The organism is Streptomyces sp. NPDC002640 (genome assembly GCF_053592575.1).
This window is the reverse complement of sequence record NZ_JBSFVZ010000003.1, coordinates 324,482-342,389: the sequence shown is the minus strand read 5'-3', so window position 1 is coordinate 342,389 and position 17,908 is coordinate 324,482. Positions and strand designations below refer to the sequence as shown.

The 17,908-nt window shown below is 69.5% G+C and carries 17 protein-coding genes, 1 tRNA gene and 2 pseudogenes; 7 read left to right on the top strand and 13 right to left on the bottom strand.

Annotated features, from left to right (window positions below):
• Positions 1-10: 10 nt before the first annotated feature.
• The 3 genes from ACWD3O_RS06235 to ACWD3O_RS06225 all read right to left on the bottom strand — a co-directional run bounded on the left by ACWD3O_RS06235 (position 11) and on the right by ACWD3O_RS06225 (position 2,667).
• Positions 11-742: a nucleotidyltransferase family protein gene (locus ACWD3O_RS06235; RefSeq protein WP_451408370.1), complete on the bottom strand. Its 732-nt coding sequence runs from the start codon at positions 740-742 to the stop codon at positions 11-13.
• 80 nt (positions 743-822) lie between these two features.
• Positions 823-1,278, bottom strand: coding sequence for a hypothetical protein (locus ACWD3O_RS06230; protein WP_451408371.1), 456 nt, complete (start codon positions 1,276-1,278; stop codon positions 823-825).
• A 276-nt stretch (positions 1,279-1,554) separates the two neighbouring features.
• A complete protein-coding gene (locus ACWD3O_RS06225; RefSeq protein WP_451408372.1) occupies positions 1,555-2,667 on the bottom strand; it encodes an ABC transporter ATP-binding protein in 1,113 nt (370 codons plus the stop codon).
• 192 nt (positions 2,668-2,859) lie between these two features.
• Between ACWD3O_RS06225 and ACWD3O_RS06220 the strand changes: the two genes are divergently transcribed.
• Positions 2,860-2,936, top strand: a tRNA-Thr gene (locus tag ACWD3O_RS06220).
• A gap of 77 nt (positions 2,937-3,013) precedes the next feature.
• Here ACWD3O_RS06220 and ACWD3O_RS06215 read toward each other — a convergent pair.
• The 3 genes and pseudogenes from ACWD3O_RS06215 to ACWD3O_RS06205 all read right to left on the bottom strand — a co-directional run.
• Positions 3,014-3,497 (bottom strand): annotated as a pseudogene (locus tag ACWD3O_RS06215) (tyrosine-type recombinase/integrase); the annotation flags it as partial.
• A gap of 297 nt (positions 3,498-3,794) precedes the next feature.
• On the bottom strand, positions 3,795-4,502 hold the full coding sequence (locus ACWD3O_RS06210; RefSeq protein ID WP_451414993.1) for an SMODS-associated NUDIX domain-containing protein: 708 nt from the start codon (positions 4,500-4,502) through the stop codon (positions 3,795-3,797).
• Between the two features lie 92 nt (positions 4,503-4,594).
• Positions 4,595-6,070 (bottom strand): reverse transcriptase domain-containing protein, encoded by a 1,476-nt coding sequence (locus ACWD3O_RS06205; protein ID WP_451414992.1) that lies wholly within the window; start codon positions 6,068-6,070, stop codon positions 4,595-4,597.
• A 682-nt stretch (positions 6,071-6,752) separates the two neighbouring features.
• On the opposite strand from ACWD3O_RS06205, the gene ACWD3O_RS06200 reads away from it, so the two are divergent.
• Entirely contained in the window at positions 6,753-7,223 is a 471-nt protein-coding gene (locus tag ACWD3O_RS06200; protein ID WP_451414991.1) for a hypothetical protein, read from the top strand.
• Between the two features lie 1,126 nt (positions 7,224-8,349).
• On the opposite strand, the gene ACWD3O_RS06195 is transcribed toward ACWD3O_RS06200, so the two are convergent.
• A complete protein-coding gene (locus ACWD3O_RS06195; RefSeq protein ID WP_451415047.1) occupies positions 8,350-8,913 on the bottom strand; it encodes a GNAT family N-acetyltransferase in 564 nt (187 codons plus the stop codon).
• A gap of 15 nt (positions 8,914-8,928) precedes the next feature.
• Between ACWD3O_RS06195 and ACWD3O_RS06190 the strand changes: the two are divergent.
• Both ACWD3O_RS06190 and ACWD3O_RS06185 read left to right on the top strand, forming a co-directional pair.
• Positions 8,929-10,017: pseudogene (locus ACWD3O_RS06190) on the top strand (tetratricopeptide repeat protein); the annotation flags it as partial.
• A gap of 1 nt (position 10,018) precedes the next feature.
• Complete coding sequence (locus ACWD3O_RS06185; RefSeq protein ID WP_451414990.1) at positions 10,019-10,546, top strand: NUDIX domain-containing protein; 528 nt, start codon at positions 10,019-10,021, stop codon at positions 10,544-10,546.
• 171 nt (positions 10,547-10,717) lie between these two features.
• On the opposite strand, the gene ACWD3O_RS06180 is transcribed toward ACWD3O_RS06185, so the two are convergent.
• Positions 10,718-11,653: an oxygenase MpaB family protein gene (locus ACWD3O_RS06180; RefSeq protein WP_451414989.1), complete on the bottom strand. Its 936-nt coding sequence runs from the start codon at positions 11,651-11,653 to the stop codon at positions 10,718-10,720.
• Positions 11,654-11,819: 166 nt separating this feature from the next.
• Between ACWD3O_RS06180 and ACWD3O_RS06175 the strand changes: the two genes are divergently transcribed.
• Positions 11,820-12,275 carry an N-acetyltransferase family protein gene (locus tag ACWD3O_RS06175; RefSeq protein WP_451414988.1) on the top strand — a complete coding sequence of 152 codons (456 nt, stop codon included), beginning with the start codon at positions 11,820-11,822 and terminating at the stop codon, positions 12,273-12,275.
• A gap of 10 nt (positions 12,276-12,285) precedes the next feature.
• On the top strand, positions 12,286-12,786 hold the full coding sequence (locus ACWD3O_RS06170; protein ID WP_451414987.1) for an N-acetyltransferase family protein: 501 nt from the start codon (positions 12,286-12,288) through the stop codon (positions 12,784-12,786).
• On the opposite strand, the gene ACWD3O_RS06165 is transcribed toward ACWD3O_RS06170, so the two are convergent.
• From ACWD3O_RS06165 to ACWD3O_RS06150, 4 genes are all read right to left on the bottom strand, one after another.
• On the bottom strand, positions 12,740-13,960 hold the full coding sequence (locus ACWD3O_RS06165) for an FAD-dependent oxidoreductase (RefSeq protein WP_451414986.1): 1,221 nt from the start codon (positions 13,958-13,960) through the stop codon (positions 12,740-12,742). The two genes, ACWD3O_RS06170 and ACWD3O_RS06165, sit on opposite strands and share 47 nt — an antisense overlap.
• Before the next feature lie 262 nt (positions 13,961-14,222).
• A complete protein-coding gene (locus ACWD3O_RS06160; protein ID WP_451414985.1) occupies positions 14,223-14,723 on the bottom strand; it encodes a hypothetical protein in 501 nt (166 codons plus the stop codon).
• Between the two features lie 12 nt (positions 14,724-14,735).
• Complete coding sequence (locus tag ACWD3O_RS06155) at positions 14,736-15,770, bottom strand: GNAT family N-acetyltransferase (protein ID WP_451408385.1); 1,035 nt, start codon at positions 15,768-15,770, stop codon at positions 14,736-14,738.
• Between the two features lie 117 nt (positions 15,771-15,887).
• On the bottom strand, positions 15,888-16,463 hold the full coding sequence (locus ACWD3O_RS06150) for a TerD family protein (protein ID WP_451408386.1): 576 nt from the start codon (positions 16,461-16,463) through the stop codon (positions 15,888-15,890).
• A gap of 202 nt (positions 16,464-16,665) precedes the next feature.
• On the opposite strand from ACWD3O_RS06150, the gene arfB reads away from it, so the two are divergent.
• Positions 16,666-17,100, top strand: a complete 435-nt coding sequence (arfB, locus tag ACWD3O_RS06145) for an alternative ribosome rescue aminoacyl-tRNA hydrolase ArfB (protein ID WP_451414984.1) — start codon at positions 16,666-16,668, stop codon at positions 17,098-17,100.
• Positions 17,101-17,149: 49 nt separating this feature from the next.
• On the opposite strand, the gene ACWD3O_RS06140 is transcribed toward arfB, so the two are convergent.
• Entirely contained in the window at positions 17,150-17,659 is a 510-nt protein-coding gene (locus ACWD3O_RS06140) for a flavin reductase family protein (RefSeq protein WP_451414983.1), read from the bottom strand.
• Positions 17,660-17,908 lie beyond the last annotated feature (249 nt).

Sequence of the window (17,908 nt, the reverse complement as noted above, 5' to 3'; positions counted from 1 at the left end):
GGGCCGGGCGTCAGCCGTTGAGGGCGGCGAGCTCCTTGGCGGCCTCCGTGAGGTCCTTCGCCGTGTCGATGGCCCGCCAGTACGCCCCGTGCGGGATGGAGAACCCGGCCAGCCGCCGCTCCCGCGCGAGCCGGGGGAACGTGCTCCGCTCGTGGTCCCCGCGGTCCGGCAGGAGCTCGGCGAACTCCGGCGAGAACGCGTACACCCCCGCGTTGATCTCGAAGGTCGACGGCGGCGCCTCGATGAAGTCGTTGATGTACCCGAACCCGTCGGTCCGGACGGCCCCCCACGGCAGCCGGGGCCGCGCCAGCGCAAGCGTGGCCACCGCGCCCCGGCCGGTGTGGAAGTCGGCCATGTCGCGCAGCGAGAACCGCGTCCAGATGTCCCCGTTGGTGGCGTACCAGGCACGGTCGGGGTGCGGCAGGTGCGCCGCGGCGTACTTCAGCCCGCCGCCCCGCCCCAGCGGCTCCGGCTCGACGACGGTGGTGACCCGGGCCGGCAGATCGGCGGAGTCGAGCCACTTCTCCAGCACGTCGGCGAGGTGCCCGCAGCTGACGACCACGTCGGTCACCCCCTCCTGGGCGAGCCAGGTGATCTGGTGGCCGATGATCGGCGTGCCGGTGCCGGGGATCTCCACCATCGGCTTGGGCCGGTCGTCGGTGTACGGGCGCAGGCGGGAGCCCTGGCCACCGGCCAGGATGACGGCCTGGACGGGGCGCGCGGCGGCGTTCGGATCGGTCATGGACCGCACTGTACGTGCGCCCCGCGCGCCACAGGGCGAGGAGGGGTGTCGTGCGGGAACAGGCCCTGGCGGTGTAGTGCCTAGCGGCCCGCCGCGGCCACCCCGGTGGCGAAGGCGGTGTCGCACACCGGGCGGGAGTAGGACTGGGCCTTCACCGGACCGTGGACGCGGACCGCCGCCCGGCCGAGGGCGCGGGCGATGGACGCGCAGTGCCGTGCCAGCGAGGGCTGCTCGTCGACCGCTTTCTGGAGGTGGGTGAGGGCGACGCCCGGGTCCTTCTCCTGCAGCTCGGTCAGCAGCCGGTCGCGCAGCACGTCCTGCGGGGCGGGGCGGGTCTTGCCGGAGACGCCCGCCGGAGCCCCGGCGTTCGCAGCGGCGAGCACCGGGTCGGAGGGCTCGCCCGACCAGTTCACCCGGGTGACCGCGAGCGTGCCGGAGAGGACCAGGACGACGGGGAGGACGAGGGCGAGCGTGCGGCCGATCCCGCGGGCGGGACCGCGGCCGGCGCGCGTCTGCTGGTTCGTGGTGTGCTTCACGCGAGTGAGGGTAGCGGGCGGTAGTTGTTTGGCGACATTTGGTAACCCTGATGGGTGACCTTTCGGTGGAGCATTCGAGTAGCCGTGTTGACGCCGCCCTGTGCCGCGGTGCGGCCCTTGCGGTGCGTGCGGCCGTGCAGAGCGGCCTGTCGAGGCGCAGCCAGGGCCGGTGTGTCTCCCCGGCGTCGCCGGTCGCCCGGGAAACGGGGACGGGCCCCGCGGCGCGAAGCCGCGGGGCCCGTTCCGACGCCGGCCGGTGCCGGTGCCGGCTCCGGATCAGTCGGAGAGACGCTCGCCGGTGGAGGTGGAGAAGACGTGGGTCTCGCCCGCCTTCGGCACCACGTGCAGCTTGGCGCCCTTCTCCGGGACCTGGCGGCCGTTGACGCGGACCACCAGGTCCTTGTCCTCGCCGCCGACGCGGGCGGTGCCGTAGACGTAGCCGTCCGCGCCGAGCTCCTCGACCACGTTCACCGAGACCTCGAGGCCGGCGTCCTTGGCCAGGCCGGCGCCACCGAGCTCCACCACCTCGAAGTGCTCGGGCCGGATGCCCACGGTGACCGTCGTGTCGCCACGGCTGGAGGCCGCGGAGAGCGCCTCACGGCTGACCGGCACCACGCTGTTGCCGAACTTCACGCCGCCGTCGGTGATCGGCACCTCGACCAGGTTCATCGCGGGCGAGCCGATGAAGCCGGCCACGAAGAGGTTGGCGGGGCGGTCGTACATGTTGCGCGGGGTGTCGACCTGCTGGAGCAGACCGTCCTTGAGCACGGCCACCCGGTCGCCCATGGTCATGGCCTCGACCTGGTCGTGGGTGACGTAGACGGTGGTGATGCCGAGGCGGCGCTGCAGCGACGCGATCTGCGTACGGGTCGAGACACGGAGCTTGGCGTCCAGGTTGGACAGCGGCTCGTCCATGAGGAAGACCTGCGGCTCACGCACGATGGCGCGGCCCATCGCCACACGCTGACGCTGACCGCCGGAGAGCGCCTTCGGCTTGCGCTCCAGGTACTCGGTGAGGTCGAGGATGCGCGCGGCCTCCTCCACCTTCTGGCGGATGACGTCCTTCGGCACGCCCGCGATCTTGAGCGCGAAGCCCATGTTCGCGGCGACCGTCATGTGGGGGTACAGCGCGTAGTTCTGGAACACCATGGCGATGTCCCGGTCCTTGGGCGGCAGGTGGGTGACGTCGCGGTCGCCGATGCGGATCGCACCGCCGTTGACGTCCTCCAGACCCGCGAGCATGCGCAGGGAGGTCGACTTGCCGCAGCCGGACGGGCCGACGAGGACCAGGAACTCGCCGTCCTGGATCTCGATGTCGAGCGCGTCGACGGCGGGCTTGGTGCCACCCGGGTAGATGCGGGTCGCCTTGTCGAACGTAACAGTGGCCATGGTGATGGGCCCCCTTCACCGGCAGGAACGTGCCGGACGATCCGTAGTGGAAGGTGGTGATGTCCGGTCCGGTGAACCGGACTGCAGGGACGTTAACCCGCGTGGCCCCCAAAGTCAGCAGAGTCCGGCGGAGAAGTTCGCAACAATTCCCGACGAGGCCCCCCGGCGCGGTGGGTACACTGCTCGGGCAACGCCTCCTTAGCTCAGCTGGCCAGAGCACCGCTCTTGTAAAGCGGGGGTCGTCGGTTCGAACCCGACAGGGGGCTCCAGGCAAGACACGGCGAAGGCCCCGGACCGATCATGGTCCGGGGCCTTCGACATCCACGCCTGACATCAACGAGGGCGGTCACTCACGGGCGGGCCGCCGCTTCAGCAGCCGGTCCATGTGGCTGATCGCCTCCCGCTGCGTGTCCTGCACGACGTGCGTGTAGACGTCCATGGTCATGCTGATCTGGCTGTGGCCCAGGATCTCCATGACGACGCGGGGCGCGACCCCGGCCGCGGTGAGCAGGGGTGGCGCAGCCGTGCCGGGCGTCGTGCAGCCGGACGGGCCGGAGGCCGGCAGACTCGCTGACGCGGACGAAGGACCGGTGCACGTTCCGCGGCTCGATCGGCCGCCCTGTGCGGGTCGCGAAGACGTAGCCCTCGGGAACCCAGTCGATGCCGGCGGCCGCGTACGCCGACCGCTGTCGCATCCGGTGCCAGCGCAGCGGGGCGATACAGATGGCCGGCAGGGGGAGGGCACGCGAGCGGCGCCCCTTGGTCTCGTCGTTGTGGAGCACCCCGCGTCGACGCTGCACCTGCTGGCGGACCAGGAGGACGCGGTTCTCGAATGGCGGGGGCGCCGCGGGCGAGTGCCGGTCGAAGGTGGCGGGCGTGAGGGCTCGCATCCCGTCTGCCGTCGACCCACACATCGTGGAGCAGACACAGCACCGGGCGTCCAGGTCGTTCGTACAGTGGCGCGCTCCACCTGGACGCCCGGCACTGCGCCCGCTCCACGATGTGTGGGTCGACGGCAGACGGGATGCGAGCTGGGGTGAGCAGTGGCTGGGAGAATTGGCCGCTTACCGTCCTCGGCGGAGACAGTGTCCAGCTACTTTGGGCTCTTCGCCGGCCCGATGCTCCCCTCACAGAAGTCGTTTGGCATGCTCCGCGATCTCGATACTGTGCGGCTGACCGGGAGTAGCTCCCCGACGTTGAATCTGGGAAGGCGTAACCCAAACTAGATCCGGGTGTCCCATTTGCGCGATTTGACGCAAGGCGATTTCTTGTTCCGGTGTTGGGATTAGCTCATATATATCTGCTACCAATATTTCGGGGGAATCCGCCCACGGGCTGTACCTGATTTTGTCTACGTCTCGACGTACGTAATTGTGCATGATGTGTGGGAATTTGTCAGCAGGCAACATCCCAGATGCTAGCAGCTCCTCCTGAAACTCACGCCAAGGGGAGTCTTCTCTCCCTTCGCGAGAGTCAAACCATCGAAAAAATTGCACAATCCTCTTGCCGGGGACTCGCACACGAATATCTCCGTCACTGCTTGGGTCTACCGGAATCAGGTCGTCACCCACAACATTCATAGTTGATAGTGCCGTGCTTCCCTGCGGAGACACTTTGTGTACGCCGCCCACAGGTTGGAACTGATTAGGGTACCGAGAGCCGCGGATCAATAGATATTTGCCGTCAATCACGATCCGGAAGAGGTAAGACGTTGATACTCTGATCGACCTGCTTCGATAACGCAGTGAGTACCAGATGTGTCGAAGTTGCTCCCAGTTCTTGCCGATCTCGTCGACAACGGGAATCAACATTCCCATACTGAAGCCCGCGGTCATGTTGATAACCGTGGAGTTCGATATGAAAAAACTAACGACTCCTGATGAGACCGCGAGGAGTGCGTAAATCAACAATCTTCCCATTACTTCTCCTAGCGAGGTACGGGTACGTAGGGATCTTTAAGTAGGTACCGGCTCACCCAAGAGAGTTGCGAACCGGAGGAAGCAAGGCTCCTTAGCAGCCCTCTCGAAACCGATCTGGCCTCGTACATTGCAATCAGCAAGGCCCGTCGTACGTTGACATTTTCCTCGTCCTCGTACTGCCTTCTCAGCAGTTGCCCGTCAGCGACCGTGCTATTGCGCCCCAAATATCTGGCGGCAAACTCGCGTGGAAGGTTTGTCTTGTTCTTATTCTGCAGGATCGCCCAAGCCATATCTCTAAGCACTGCCGAGTGAACACGCTGACGAGTAGCCGCTTGGAGAATGCGCTGTTCGAGGTGGTCGTACTTGTGATCGGCGATTAGGCGCATTGCCGAAATGAAAGCCCGGCCAGTCGCTATCCTTCTGTCGGGAAAGCACTCAAGATACTGCAAGAGTTGACTGGCTAGGTGGTGATTGTCTTTCAAATTCCGAAGCGCCCACGGAAGTGCCCTGTCATCCTTCAGGCGTCCCATGCGGAACAGAGCAAACTTCACGTCCCTGTCTTTTTGCGTTCCTTCGATCGCTTCAGTAAACAATTTGTACAGGCGTTCACCGGCATCCGGCTCACCAATCTTGATACCGTAGTTGATCGCATCCTTTTCTAGATCCTCAAGCTGGTTCATCGATTCAGGGTGATCGAAAATCTTGGTCTTTGTTCCAGACATGGAAAGTCGGCGGGAGCGCAGGATGGAATTGATTTCCAGCAGGGCGTTGCGTAGAGATTCCCTGTCGGTGTCGAATAGCATCATGTCGTCGGAGTAGCGTAGATACTGGAATCCTGCTCTGTGTACGAATTCATCGATCGGCAGAAGGTATATATTGGCTAGGATGCCCGAAGCGTCAGGCCCTTGCGGTATTCCCCACGCGTGGCTCGATCGCTGAAACATCTGGAGGTATCGAACCAGTCTTTCCGTGACTGCCGCGCTTGCCCCTACCGCCTGGATGTCGATAGCCAGTGTGCTTACGTCGATGTGTTCATAAAACGAGACAATGTCTGTGCGTGCCAATTGAAAGGGATTGTCGCTTATTATTTCAACCCCGCGCTGCTGCATGGAGACCCATGAGTTGACTGGACTCCAAAATTCTTCGCCATTTCTTCCCCAGCGAGCGCTAAAAACGCTCTCGCGAAGCTGTGTCTCGATTAGATCGGCGATGGCGAAAACCAAAGTGTCATACACTAGCCGATCGTGCACGTTCAAGCGAGCGATGGGGCGCACTGCAAAAGGGTTCTTTGGGGCGTCGAGAATTTCGACGTAGTCGGGGCCGACCTGCCCGCTCCGCAGGCTTGCCCTGACGTTAGCGCGAAAATCCGGCCACGAAGAATTGACGTCTGCCAAGTTTATTACGTCCGGAATTTCTGATTGTCCGCGCCCTCTGTAAAGACGATTCCAGGCTTTATCAAGATAGGGCACGACCGAACGGGCCATTACGTCTATCTACCCCCGTGTTGCGACCCGGAGGACCTTCCTCGGCGGGATCAAGTGAGACAGCGATCCAGAGTAGGACAAGGTGCCCTCCGCAGGTAAGTTCCTGACCCAACAACGCTTCACGCCAAGGGCCCCCGCGTCCTGGCGCCGATGCAGAGCAGGGGCTGTCATCTGCGCACATCTGGCGGTGACCAGTGTCGGCAGCTACCGACAGTTCAGATGCTGGTAGCAAGTCACGGCAGGCGGTGATCAGTTGCGGCTGAGCTGTGCTCCGATCAGTGTGCGGGGCTGCCGTAGCAGAGGGGACACCAGTTGCGGCATGCTCAAGACATGGATTTGGAGGGGATCGGTGCCATCTCGGCTGCAGCTGTGGCGGCGTTGGGAGTCTCAGCCGCTGTCCTCGTTGGCCGTTGGCAGATGCGCGCCGCGTTGCGAGTAGCTGAGGAGACTGGTCATGCCGGCATAGCCCAGGCCGAGTCGACCTATAGGGCTGCTCTCGATGCCGTTCGTAGCGAGGCTGACGCAGCTCATCAGCAGTGGCGACGGGGCATTCAACGTGATGCGTAGGCCGGTTTCCTTCTAGCAGTGACGCGCTGTGTACAGGCCGCTGAGGCCCTGCCCCGAGCACTACCGGTGGCGCCCCAAAGCCTCGATGCTGCCGTAGACGAACTCACTCGGGGACATGAGCGCGGCGCTATGGGTGGTGAAACTCGAAGGACCCGCGGTTGTCGCCGACAGGGCTGGGAGTGTGTCGTCACTCGCCCTCGAAGTCGCGGGAGCACTAGCCCGGAGGGCTGAATATCATCGTGCGACCGGCGCTCTTAATCACCTGAGCCTGTCGGATCCCGTTGCTGCTGAACTAGAGACCGCGTTGAGGGCTTTGTCCGTGGTGGTGAGTGAGACGGCGTATAACGCGCAACCAGGAGCGCGACAGATGCCGCCTCAGGAAGTCGTAGATGCCGTCGAGCGCGCAAGGGAGTTGCATGACCAGATGTCGGACCATATAGACATCGCTGACTGGGTCGCGCTGCTCAACGGAGCGCTCAACTTCTTCCCGGACCCCGAGGCACTCAATCGGCAGCTCTCAACGACTGTGGAGCAGCTTCTCTCCTCCTGCCGGCAAGCTCTAGATGCCCGATCCGATCACTGCTGATCTCTCCCGGCGGCAGGTCTTTGACATCCACTGCTGACATCAACGACCTCAGACAGAGGCGGCTGCGTGCGTTCCTGCCCGGCCACGGCAATGCTAGGCCACGCCACCGTGCCAGTTGCAGGCCGAACTTGTAAAGCGGGGGTCGTCGGTTCGAACCCGACAGGGGGCTCGGAGAAACACCAGCTCAGGGGCTCTTCCGTCCATCGGACGGGAGGGCCCCTGAGCTTGCGGCACACATATGGCATACATGCCGCCGCGGCAGAGAGCTGGGGAGCCGCGCGATGCCCGCGAAGGACGAACTGGCCCGGTGCCGACACGAGAAGCTGGTCGACCGGCTGGAAGCGCTGATAGGGCCGCCCTGAAGCCACAGTACGAGGGCTACTACGGGCAGCTAATCCTGACCAGCGACGACCTCACCGGGATGGGAGAGCTGAGGGTCGTACGCCAGGCCGCCCGGGAGGCCGGACGACGCCTGGGCTGGAAGACCAACACTCGCCTCGCCTGCGGCCGGCTCTTCGCGCCCTCGTCCACCTCCAGATCGCGTACGCGCAGGTCGCCGTCCCGGTTCTGGACAGTTTCGCCCGGCGTACGCCCGGTCCCCGGACCAAGCAGCGCTATGCCCGCCACCTCCAGCATGCCGTCCCTGAGCACGCCGACCGCATCCTCCAGGCCCCGACCTGGGATGCCCTAGCACAGTTCTCGCCGCCGCGGAGGCATCTGGCCACAACCCGGTCACGCTCCTACACCAGGCCCTCCACCAGCGCGCACCTTGGACGACGCCCGCAACCCCGCCCGTACCCTGACCTGGCGCATCCACCGCCTCGGCCAACGCCACACACCCAGCCCCCGCGCCCAGGCAGCTCGCGTCCGCAGCATCACCCGGCTGCCCGCCCCGACCGGGGCCACGCCGACGCGCGCGCCGCAACCGCCAAGCGCACCCCGGCGCTGTACTCCACGTGCTTGAAGAAGACCATCTTGGGAGAATGGCGTCGGCCGACCCCGCCAGCTCTGGGGTTGGCCCGATCCCCTCGAAGCACACCGAGTTGATCAGACTCTCTACCGCCCTGGATGGAAGCTGGCCTCGAGCGGCAAGAGCTTGTCTCGGCTGCCTGCCTGGCGTTCTGCGTCAGTCATTGGGCGTTGGGAGACCTGCCCACTCGCGGTCGAGGACGGCGTGGACGACGGAGTCTCGCCAACTGCCGGCCTTGTGGATGTGCTCGCGGATGATGCCCTCTTCGACCATGCCCGCGGCCGCCATGCTTCTGGCGGACGCCTCGTTGAGAGGCGAGCGCCCGCCCCAGATGCGGTGGAGGCCGAGGTCCTCGAAGCCAAGGCCCAGGAGGAGCCTCACCGTTTCCAGGCCGTAGCCGACGCCCCAGGCTTCGGGGTTGAGGGCGAAGCCGAAGGTGGCTCCGCGCTGCTGGTGCGGGTCCAGGGCGAGGCGGCCGAACCCGATCAACCGGCCGGTGTCGTTCTCCACGACCGCGAGCGCGTACTCCGTGCGTGGAGTCACCTCGGCGGAGGCGATGGACCTCGCGACGATTTCGGCGACCTGCTCACGGCTGCGCGGCTCGAACGACAGGTGCTCCGTGGCCTTGGGGCTGCCGTAGATCGCGTACACGGTGTCGACGTCATCGGCGGTGAGTTCGCGTAACACAAGGCGCGGGCCCGTGCGGTTGATCGGGTACATGGCACCGGACTCGTCGAGGAGTCGGCAGAGCACGACCCGGTCCTCGTGGTCACCGACCTGGGCCGCGCCGACGTCGAGCGCCGCCGCTTCCTCGCCATCGCGGCCTTCACCACCGCCGGCGTCGCCATGCCGCTCAGTCACGACCACGAGGCCGCCGCCCGCATGCTCCGCGCCCGCACCGGAACTTCCCTGGTCGGCGCGGAGGACGTGGACGTCGTACGCCAGATCACCGCAGCCTTCAGTGCCGCCGACGAACGCCTCGGCGGCGGACACGGCCTGACCACCGTCACCGCCTACCTCGCCGACACCGCCGCCCCCATGCTCCGTGGCCGCTTCCCCACCGAAGCCCTACGGCAGGCTGCCTTCGGTGCCGTCGCCGAACTCGCCTACCTCGCCGGCTGGAAGCACCACGACCTCGGCCAGGAAGGCGCCGCCCAGCGCTACTACCAGGTCGGCTACCAACTCGCCTGCGAAGCCGACCCGCACGGCCACGCCGCCTGGATGATGCGCGCCCTCGCCCACCAGGCCCTCAGCCTCAAGCAACCCCACCACTGCGTCGACCTCGTCGAAGGCGCCCTGGGCCGCGGCCTCGGCCACGTCGACGGCCAGACCGAAGCCCTCCTCCATATCGCCCACGCCCGTGCCTACGCCGCCGTCAACGAGAATCCGCTGGCCGCACGTGCCCTCCTCGCCGCCGAAAACGCCCTCCTACGGAACGACGGCCCCCAGCCCAGCTACTCCCGCGTCAGCGGCCCCGCCGCCGGCACTGTGGCCAGCCATACCGCCCGCACCCTCACCGACCTCGCCGACCACATCGGCACCGAACAGCAGCACCGCGACGCCCTCACCCGCTGGGACCCCGCAAAGTACAAGCGCGTACACGCCCTCACCCACGCCGACCTCGGCGACAGCCTCGCCGCCCAGGCCCGCGCCGACGAAGCCGTCGCCGCCTGGACCCAGGCCCTCGACCTGATGCAGGGCATGACCTCCGACCGCACGCGCAAGGCCATCACCTCGATCCGTTCCACCCTCGCGATCTACCAGCGCCGCAAGGTGCCGGGCGCAGCTGATCTCGCCCGCCGCGCCCGCGAGGCCCTCGCCTAACATGCCCAACAACCCGCCCGACGAAGGGAACACCGTGGCCCAGCAGACCGACGACCGCTCCCCAGTCCTGAAGCCGGCGCTCGCATCCATGACCCTGCTGGTCGCAGCCGTCATCGTGCACGACAAGGCCACCAACCGCGTCGTCCTCCTCCAGCGCAGCGAGAACGCCAAGTTCGCTCAGGGCATGTGGGACCTCCCCGTCGGCAAGAGCGAACCGGGCGAGCCCATCACGGAGACCGCGGTCCGTGAGCTCTACGAAGAGACCGGCCTTACCGTGAAGCCCGAGGCACTCAAGGTCGCCCACATCATCCACAGCGCACGGGGAGTCGAAGCCCCCAACGGCTTTCTCACCGTCGTCTTCGCCGCCGACGAGTGGACCGGAGAGCCGGAGAACCGCGAACCCCGCAAGCACTCCCAAGTCCGCTGGGCCGACGCCGCCTCCATCCCCGAGGCGTTCGTGGACACCACTGCCAGCGCACTTCACCACTACCTGAACAACGGCTCGGGGGTCTCGCTGAACGGCTGGTAGGCAGCGCGACGTCACCATGCGGGGCGTCGGCGCCCGCTTGGCTATGTGCCTTCGCGGGCAGCAGTGGCGAGGATGCCCACCCCGACGAGCGCGAGGAACGAGGAACTGACCAATTCCAGAGCCCGTGCCACCCGAGGGCGATTGAGCCATGCCATGCGACGACGGCCGTGGTCAGTCGACCGGGTCGGGGGTGGGGCGGTCCGGGGCGGGGCGGTGCTGGTGGGGGATGGGGCAGCCGCGGAGGCCGGGGGTGGGGAAGGTGCCGAGGTCCTCGAGGCGGTAGCCGGTGGGGTAGCCCGGGTAGCTCTTGATCTCCGGGTTGTGGCGGGCGTGGTGCGGGCGGCGTCGCGGCGGCAGGAGGCGGACGACGCGGGCGCGCAGGCGGAGGAGGCCGTGCACGAGGGCGCGGACGCCGGGGCGGGGCCGGGGGTAGCGGAAAGCGCGGCGCAGCGGCTCGTCGAGGAGGGCGAGGGTGCCGGCGCGCAGCAGCGGGGCGAGCGGGCGGGGGTACCAGGAGGCCATCAGCGCGAGGGTGGCGTCCGAGACCTCGCGGGAGCGCGCGTCCCAGGCGAAGTGGGCGGCCTCGTAGGAGTCGAGGAACTGCTCGAACTCCTCGTAGCTGCGCGGGATCTCCTTGATGCCCATGTGCTTGCCGAGCGTGCGGTAGTAGGCGGCGGTGGCGCGGCGCTCGTGGTCGCTGAGGGGGCGCCAGCCGAAGGAGTCCAGCCACCGGACGGGGACGACGACGAAGGTGCACAGCACGTACCGCATGTCGTCGTCGGAGATGTCGTAGCTGCGGTGCATGCCGTTGATGCGGCGGATGGCGGTGCGGCCGGCCTCGCTCTCGAAGCCGTGCTCGACGACGGCGTCCAGCAGGAGCGAGGTGTCGTCGTACCGCTTCTGGGGGCGCTCGGTCATCTCCGCCGTCTCGGCCAGCAGGCGGCCGATGGAGGGGACGGCGTAGGTGCGGTAGAGGGCCAGTTCCAGTGCCCGGGTGTGGTCCCAGGGGAACTCGTAGGTGGCGGTGAGGCGGTAGATGGTGAGGAAGTCCCGCTCGGGGTCGAGCCGTTGGATCTCCTTGAGCCGGTCGTAGCGCTTGCCGCCCACTCGGTCACCCCTTCGTCGCCGTGGCCCGACTGTCAACTGTAGGGAGCGAGGGAGGGATTGGAACCCCCTCCGGTGCCTTTCAGCCTTCGGGTGGGGGTGGGGAGAGGGAGGAGGGGGGAGCGGAAAGCGGTTGACGGGGCGGGGTGGGGGCCGGTGTGCTGCCGGTATGTCCGCCCTACACGTCCGGCAGCCGGAGGACGACGCCACGCTCGAGCAGTGGCGGTCGGTCCACAACACGATCATTCCCGCACACCTGTTGACCCTGGAGGAGGTGCGGGAGCGGGCGGGGCGCCATCGCCTGGAGGTCGCGTACCTCGGGGACGAGGTCGTGGGCTGCACCACGGTGCGGGCACCGTCGGACGACACCCGGACGGCCACGGTGATCGCCCGGGTGCTGCCCGCCTTCCGGGGGCGCGGGTTCGGCGCGGAGCTGTACCGGCGCGGGCTCGGGCAGGCGCGGGAGCTGGGGGCCGCGGTGATCGAGACGGTGGTGCTGTCGTCCAACGAGGACGGGCTGCGGTTCGCGCTGCGGTACGGGTTCGTGGAGATCGACCGGTACCTGCTCGACGGGGACACCGTGCCGTGGATCGATCTGCGGCTCGCCGAGGACGCGGCCGTGTGAGGATGAGCGCATGATTCGACCCGCCGTGCCCTCCGACGTCCCCGTCGTCCACGCCATGATCCGTGAGCTCGCCGCGTACGAGAAGGCGCCGGACGAGGCCGTGGCCACCGAGGCGCAGCTGGCGGAGGCGCTGTTCGGGGAGCGGCCCGCCGTGTTCGCGCACCTGGCGGTGGACGACGTGACGGGGGAGCCGGCCGGGTTCGCGCTGTGGTTTCTGAACTTCTCCACCTGGCGCGGGGTGCACGGGATCTACCTGGAGGACCTGTACGTCCGGCCCTCCGCGCGGGGCGGCGGGCACGGGCGGGCGCTGCTCACCGAGCTGGCGCGGCTCTGCGTGGAGCGCGGCTACCAGCGGCTGGAGTGGTCGGTGCTGGACTGGAACGAGCCGGCGATCGGCTTCTACCAGGCGCTGGGCGCCCGGCCGCAGGACGGGTGGTCGGTGTTCCGGCTGACCGACGAGGCGCTCACCGCGCTGGGGAGCCGACCGCGCTCCGCGGCGCCGGCGGCCTGAAGCCGGGGACCGGGCGGAACCGGCCGAGCGCCTGCGACACCACCTCGAGCGCGGCGGCGCAGGCCACCGCGGACAGCACACCCGGCGCGGCGACCTGGTCGCCGGCCAGGTGGACGCCGCCGCCGCGGTCCACCGCGGGACGGTCCCGCCAGGTGGTGCCCGGCGGGTCCACGGCTCCGGTGCGGCCGTCGGCCAGCGCGTCGCGGCGGTGGGTGGCGCGGTCGCGCCAGTCGGGCAGGCCGAGGTCCAGCAGCACGTCGCCGTGGGCGAGGGCTTCGTCCCGGGGCGCGCCGGGGGCCAGCGGGACCTGGGCCTGGACGAGTTGCTCCCCCGGGGGCGCGAGGGTGGGGTCCTGGGCGGTGAAGCGTTCGAAGTAGCCGGGGACGTCGAGGTCGGAGAGGGCGAGGGCGTCGCGGGGGTCCTCGCGTACCGCCAGGTCGATCAGGAGGGTGCGGCCGCTCGGCCAGGTCAGCGAGGGGTCGTCGAGGATGCCGCGGGCGGCGGCCAGCGAGGTGGCGACGATCACCGGGCCGGTGCGGGTCCCGGTCCCGAGGTCTGCCAGGGAGTGGATCCGGGAGCCGGTCTCCACGCGGACGCCGAGGTTGCGGGCGCGGGCGGCCATCCGGTCGACGATGGTCTGCCAGCCGCCGCGCGGGTAGCGGACCTCGGGCGGGAAGCCGGTGATCCGCAGGAGCCGCTCCTGCACGAAGCGGGCGGAGAGCGCGCCGGGGTCGTGGTGGAAGCACACCACGGCGGTGAGGTTCGCGGTGGCGCGGGCGGTCTCCTCGCCGATCCGCCACGACGCCCAGCTGAGGAAGTCGACGTCGGCGGGCACGTTCTCCGGGGCGGACCGGAGCAGCCGCAGCAGGCCGAGCGGCGGGGTGCGGCGCAGGGCGCCGTGGTGGTGGAACCGGATCCCGCGGACGTCGCCCGGCCGCAGCGGGGGCACCGGGCCGACCAGGCCGCGGTCGTTCAGCCAGGTCCAGTGGGGGCTGCGGGTCAGGAAGGCGTGCGGGCCCTCGTTGGTGCGGTAGGGGGCGGCGGCGGTGCGGGCTCGGCCGCCGAGGTCGTGGTGGGCCTCGTGCAGGGTGACGTCGGCGCCGCGTTCGGCGGCGGCGATGGCGGCGGTGAGTCCGGCGAGGCCGCCGCCGACGACGGTGACGGTGCGGGGCATGGCTCTCTCCCTCCCCCGCGGGGCGACGCGGGGGCGTCGCCGGGACGCCGCCCCGGGGCGCTGCGGTTCGCCGGTGCGGGGTCGTACGGGTCCGTGCGGGTCGTTCGGGGTCCGAGTCCCCGCTTACGGGGCATCGACGCGGGCGGTCGCATGCCACCTGGGCGGACGGGGGGGAGGTGCGGGGCGTGGGGGTGCGCGTCGCCCTGCGGGGAGCGGGACGGGGAGCGGGGTGCAGACCGCGGGGCGCGGTGGGGGCGTGGGGTTACGGGAGGCGGGGGTAGCGGGCCTGGAGGGTCCAGATGGCGGGGTTGTCGGCGAGGTCCTCGTGCAGGTCGCACAGGTCCGCGACCAGATCGTGGAGGAAGTCCCGCGCCTCACGGCGGAGTTCCGCGTGCGAGAACCGCAGCGGCGGCTCGTCGGTGGTCATCCAGTCGGCGTCGATCTCGACCCAGCCGAAGCGGCGCTCGAAGTAGAGCCGGTCGGTGGACTCGGTGAAGTCCAGCTCGGCCCGCTGCGGCCGGGCGGCGCGGGAGCCGGCCGGGTCGCGGTCGATGTGCTCGGCGATGTCGCAGAGCGCCCAGGCGAAGTCCAGCACCGGCACCCACCCCCAGGCCGTGGAGATCTCCTCGTCCTTCTCGGTGTCGGCGAGGTAGACGTCACCGCAGAACAGGTCGTGGCGCAGCGCGCGGACGTCGACGCGCCGGTAGTCGGTCTGCGGCGGGTCCGGGAAGCGGTTGGAGAGGGCGTAGCCGATGTCGAGCACGTGTCGATGGTGTCATGCCCCGGCCGGGCGGCCCTCCTGCGACGGGAGGCCGGCCGGTGGCGCGAGGCCGGCCCGGGCGGCGAGGGCGGCGGCCACCAGGGGGGCGAGGCGGGGCGGCCAGATCGTTTCCGCGGTGGCGGCGAGTTCCTCGAGGGTCCACCAGCGCCAGGCGAGGATCCCGTCCGCGCCGTGCGCCTCGGCGAGGTCGCCGGCGAGGTCGCGGCGCGGGGCGCGGGCCAGGTAGACGTGCTCGTGCTGGCGGACCGGGACGCCGTGGTACGTGAAGTCGTGCTCCCAGACGCACAGCAGCGCTCCGGGGGTGACGTCGCTCCAGCCGGTCTCCTCGCGGACCTCGCGGGTGGCGCCCCGCAGGGGGCTCTCGCCGGGCTCCAGGCCGCCGCCGGGGAGCGCCCAGTAGACCCCGTCGTCGGGGTTCTCGTAGCGGAACAGGAGCACCGGCCGGTCGGGGTCGGGGCCGACCACGGCGACCCGGGCGGCGGCCCGGGGCATGCGGGGCGTGCGCGGGTCCTGGAGCGGCTTGCGCAGCACCGAGCACGGGCGGTGGAACTGGCGGTCCAGGCGGTGGCCGATCACCTGGTAGCCCAGGGCGGTCCAGAAGGCGAGGGAGTCGGGCGTGCTGTCCAGCACCGCGAGGCGGACGGCGGTGCGGCCGGCCGCGAAGAGGCGGGCCTCCACCGCGGCGGCGACGCGGCGCCCGTAGCCCTGGCCGTGGACGGACGCGTCGATCATCAGCAGCCCGATCCACGGGTCGGGGTCGACCGGATCGGGGTGGTGGGCGAGGGTCACGGCCAGGCCGACGAGGCGGCCCGAGCTGCGGGCCAGAAGCACCTCGATGTCGGGGTTGGCGAGCTCCTCGGCGAGGGCAGCGGCCACCTGTTCGGGCCGGATGTCGTCCGGGTCCGGGAACTCGTCGCCCCCGCTCAGCGCGTGGAAGTCGCGGTTCGACGCGTACAGGGCGGTGAGCTCGGTGAGCAGCGGGCCGGGGATGTCACGGTCCGGGGTGAGGGGCAGCGGCTCCAGGATCATGCGCCGCACGCTAATCCACGGGACGGGTGCGGCGCCGTCCGTGCGGGGAACCGCGCGGACGGCCGGGGTGCCGCCCCGCACCGGGAACGGTGCGGGGCGGCACGGGCCGGATCCGGGTCAGACGTTGACGCCGAAGTCCTGGGCGATGCCGGCGAGGCCGGAGGCGTAGCCCTGGCCGACCGCGCGGAACTTCCACTCCGCGCCGTGCCGGTAGAGCTCGCCGAAGACCATCGCCGTCTCCGTCGCCGCGTCCTCGGAGAGGTCGTAGCGGGCGATCTCGGCGCCGCCGGCCTGGTTGAGCACGCGGATGTACGCGTTGCGGACCTGGCCGAAGTTCTGCGAGCGGTTCTCCGCGTCGTAGATGGAGACCGGGAAGACGACCTTGTCGACCTCGGCCGGCAGACCGGCCAGGTTCACGTTGATCGCCTCGTCGTCGCCCTCGCCCTCACCCGTGCGGTTGTCGCCGGTGTGGACGATGGACTGGTCCGGCGTCGCCTTGTTGTTGAAGAAGACGAAGTACGCGTCCGCGTGCACCCGGCCCGCGGCCGTGACCGCGATGGCGGAGGCGTCGAGGTCGAAGTCCGTTCCCGTGGTGGTGCGGACGTCCCAGCCCAGGCCCACAGTGACGGCGGTCAGGCCCGGAGCCTCCTTGGTGAGCGAGACGTTGCCGCCCTTGGACAGGCTTACAGCCATGGTGGGAGTCCCTTTCTTCTTCGTTGTGTGACTGACGGGCTTCGCACTGGGGGCGAACCTACCGTCGCATCGTTCAACGCCGGGAGAGGTCCGAGAGGTTCCGCCTGCCTTTACCTTTTTTACCGTTCACCCGGACAGCGGGACGGTGACCGGCGGGAAAACCCGGGTGACTGCGGCGCCCGGGGCGGGGGACGATGGGGGCATGTCCGGTCGCCCTCTCCTCATCCGCGGCTCCGTGCCTCTGCCCGAGGCGGAGCTCAGCTGGCGCTTCTCCCGTTCCGGAGGACCGGGCGGACAGCACGTCAACACCAGCGACACCCAGGTCGAGCTGCGGTTCGACGTGGCGGCCACCGAGGCGCTGCCGCCGGGGTGGAAGGCGCGGGCGCTGGAGCGGCTGGGATCGCGGCTGGTGGACGGCGGCGTGCTGGTGGTGCGGGCCTCGGAGTTCCGCTCCCAGTGGCGCAACCGCGAGGCGGCGATGGAGCGGCTGACGGCCCTGCTGGGGGAGGCCGTGGCGCCCCCGCCGAAGGTCAGGCGGCCCACCCGCATCCCGCGCGGCATCAACGAGCGCCGCCTGCAGGAGAAGAAGCGCCGGGCCGACACCAAGCGGGGACGCAGCCCGCGCACCTGGGACTGACCCGAGCCGCCCCGCGGGCCCCGCGCGGCGGCGGGACCGCGCCGTACGTTCAGCTCAGGTGGCGGTACCGGCTGCGGAAGTGGAGCAGGGGTCCGGCCTCGCCCGGCCCGGTGGTGGCCGTCAGGACGCGTCCGACGATCAGCGTGTGGTCGCCCGCCTCCACCCGCTGCTCGGTGCGGCACTCCACCGAGGCCAGCGCCCCGGCGATCAGCGGCGCCCCGCTGGCCTCGCCGTGCGTGTGCGGGATGTCCGCGAACAGGAGCCGGTCGCTGACCCGCCCCTTCATGGCGAACCGCCCGGCGATGTGCCGCTGGTCCTCGGCGAGGACCGACACCGCCCACAGCGGCTGCTCGGCGAGCAGGTCGTCCATCCGGGAGCCGGTGCGCACGCTGATCATCGCCAGCGGAGGGTCGAGCGAGACCGACATGAAGGCCGTCGCCGTCATCCCCGCGTCCTCGCCGGCCGGGCCGTCGGGGTCGAGCTGGGGCTCGTGCGCGGTCACCAGGACCACGCCCGAGGCCAGCCGGGACATGGCTGCGCGGAATTCTTCGTCGTTCACCCCTTCAGCATGCCCCGGCCCCCGAGCGGCATGGGCCGCGGGGGCTGCCGGGGCCGAGGGGCCGGAGGAGGTGTGAGGGGCACGGGGGGAGGAAAGGGTCGCCACATGAACGACGCTAGGCGCCGCCACGCCTGCCGCGCATCGGCCCCGGGCCGCATCCGCCCCCCGCTCCCGGACCTAGGTCCACCACGCGCGGGCCCGGGTCCCCGTCTCCCGGACCTAGGTCCACCACGCGTGGACCTGGGTGCA

Bases quoted from the DNA above. Each gene is read 5' to 3' on its own strand.
- ACWD3O_RS06235 (WP_451408370.1), bottom strand. From the start codon at position 742: ATGACCGATCCGAACGCCGCCGCGCGCCCCGTCCAGGCCGTCATCCTG.
- ACWD3O_RS06225 (WP_451408372.1), bottom strand. From the start codon at position 2,667: ATGGCCACTGTTACGTTCGACAAGGCGACCCGCATCTACCCGGGTGGC.
- ACWD3O_RS06210 (WP_451414993.1), bottom strand. From the start codon at position 4,502: ATGACCGCGGGCTTCAGTATGGGAATGTTGATTCCCGTTGTCGACGAG.
- ACWD3O_RS06205 (WP_451414992.1), bottom strand. From the start codon at position 6,070: ATGGCCCGTTCGGTCGTGCCCTATCTTGATAAAGCCTGGAATCGTCTT.
- ACWD3O_RS06200 (WP_451414991.1), top strand. From the start codon at position 6,753: ATGAGCGCGGCGCTATGGGTGGTGAAACTCGAAGGACCCGCGGTTGTC.
- ACWD3O_RS06195 (WP_451415047.1), bottom strand. From the start codon at position 8,913: ATGTACCCGATCAACCGCACGGGCCCGCGCCTTGTGTTACGCGAACTC.
- ACWD3O_RS06185 (WP_451414990.1), top strand. From the start codon at position 10,019: ATGCCCAACAACCCGCCCGACGAAGGGAACACCGTGGCCCAGCAGACC.
- ACWD3O_RS06175 (WP_451414988.1), top strand. From the start codon at position 11,820: ATGTCCGCCCTACACGTCCGGCAGCCGGAGGACGACGCCACGCTCGAG.
- ACWD3O_RS06170 (WP_451414987.1), top strand. From the start codon at position 12,286: ATGATTCGACCCGCCGTGCCCTCCGACGTCCCCGTCGTCCACGCCATG.
- ACWD3O_RS06165 (WP_451414986.1), bottom strand. From the start codon at position 13,960: ATGCCCCGCACCGTCACCGTCGTCGGCGGCGGCCTCGCCGGACTCACC.
- ACWD3O_RS06155 (WP_451408385.1), bottom strand. From the start codon at position 15,770: ATGATCCTGGAGCCGCTGCCCCTCACCCCGGACCGTGACATCCCCGGC.
- ACWD3O_RS06150 (WP_451408386.1), bottom strand. From the start codon at position 16,463: ATGGCTGTAAGCCTGTCCAAGGGCGGCAACGTCTCGCTCACCAAGGAG.
- arfB (WP_451414984.1), top strand. From the start codon at position 16,666: ATGTCCGGTCGCCCTCTCCTCATCCGCGGCTCCGTGCCTCTGCCCGAG.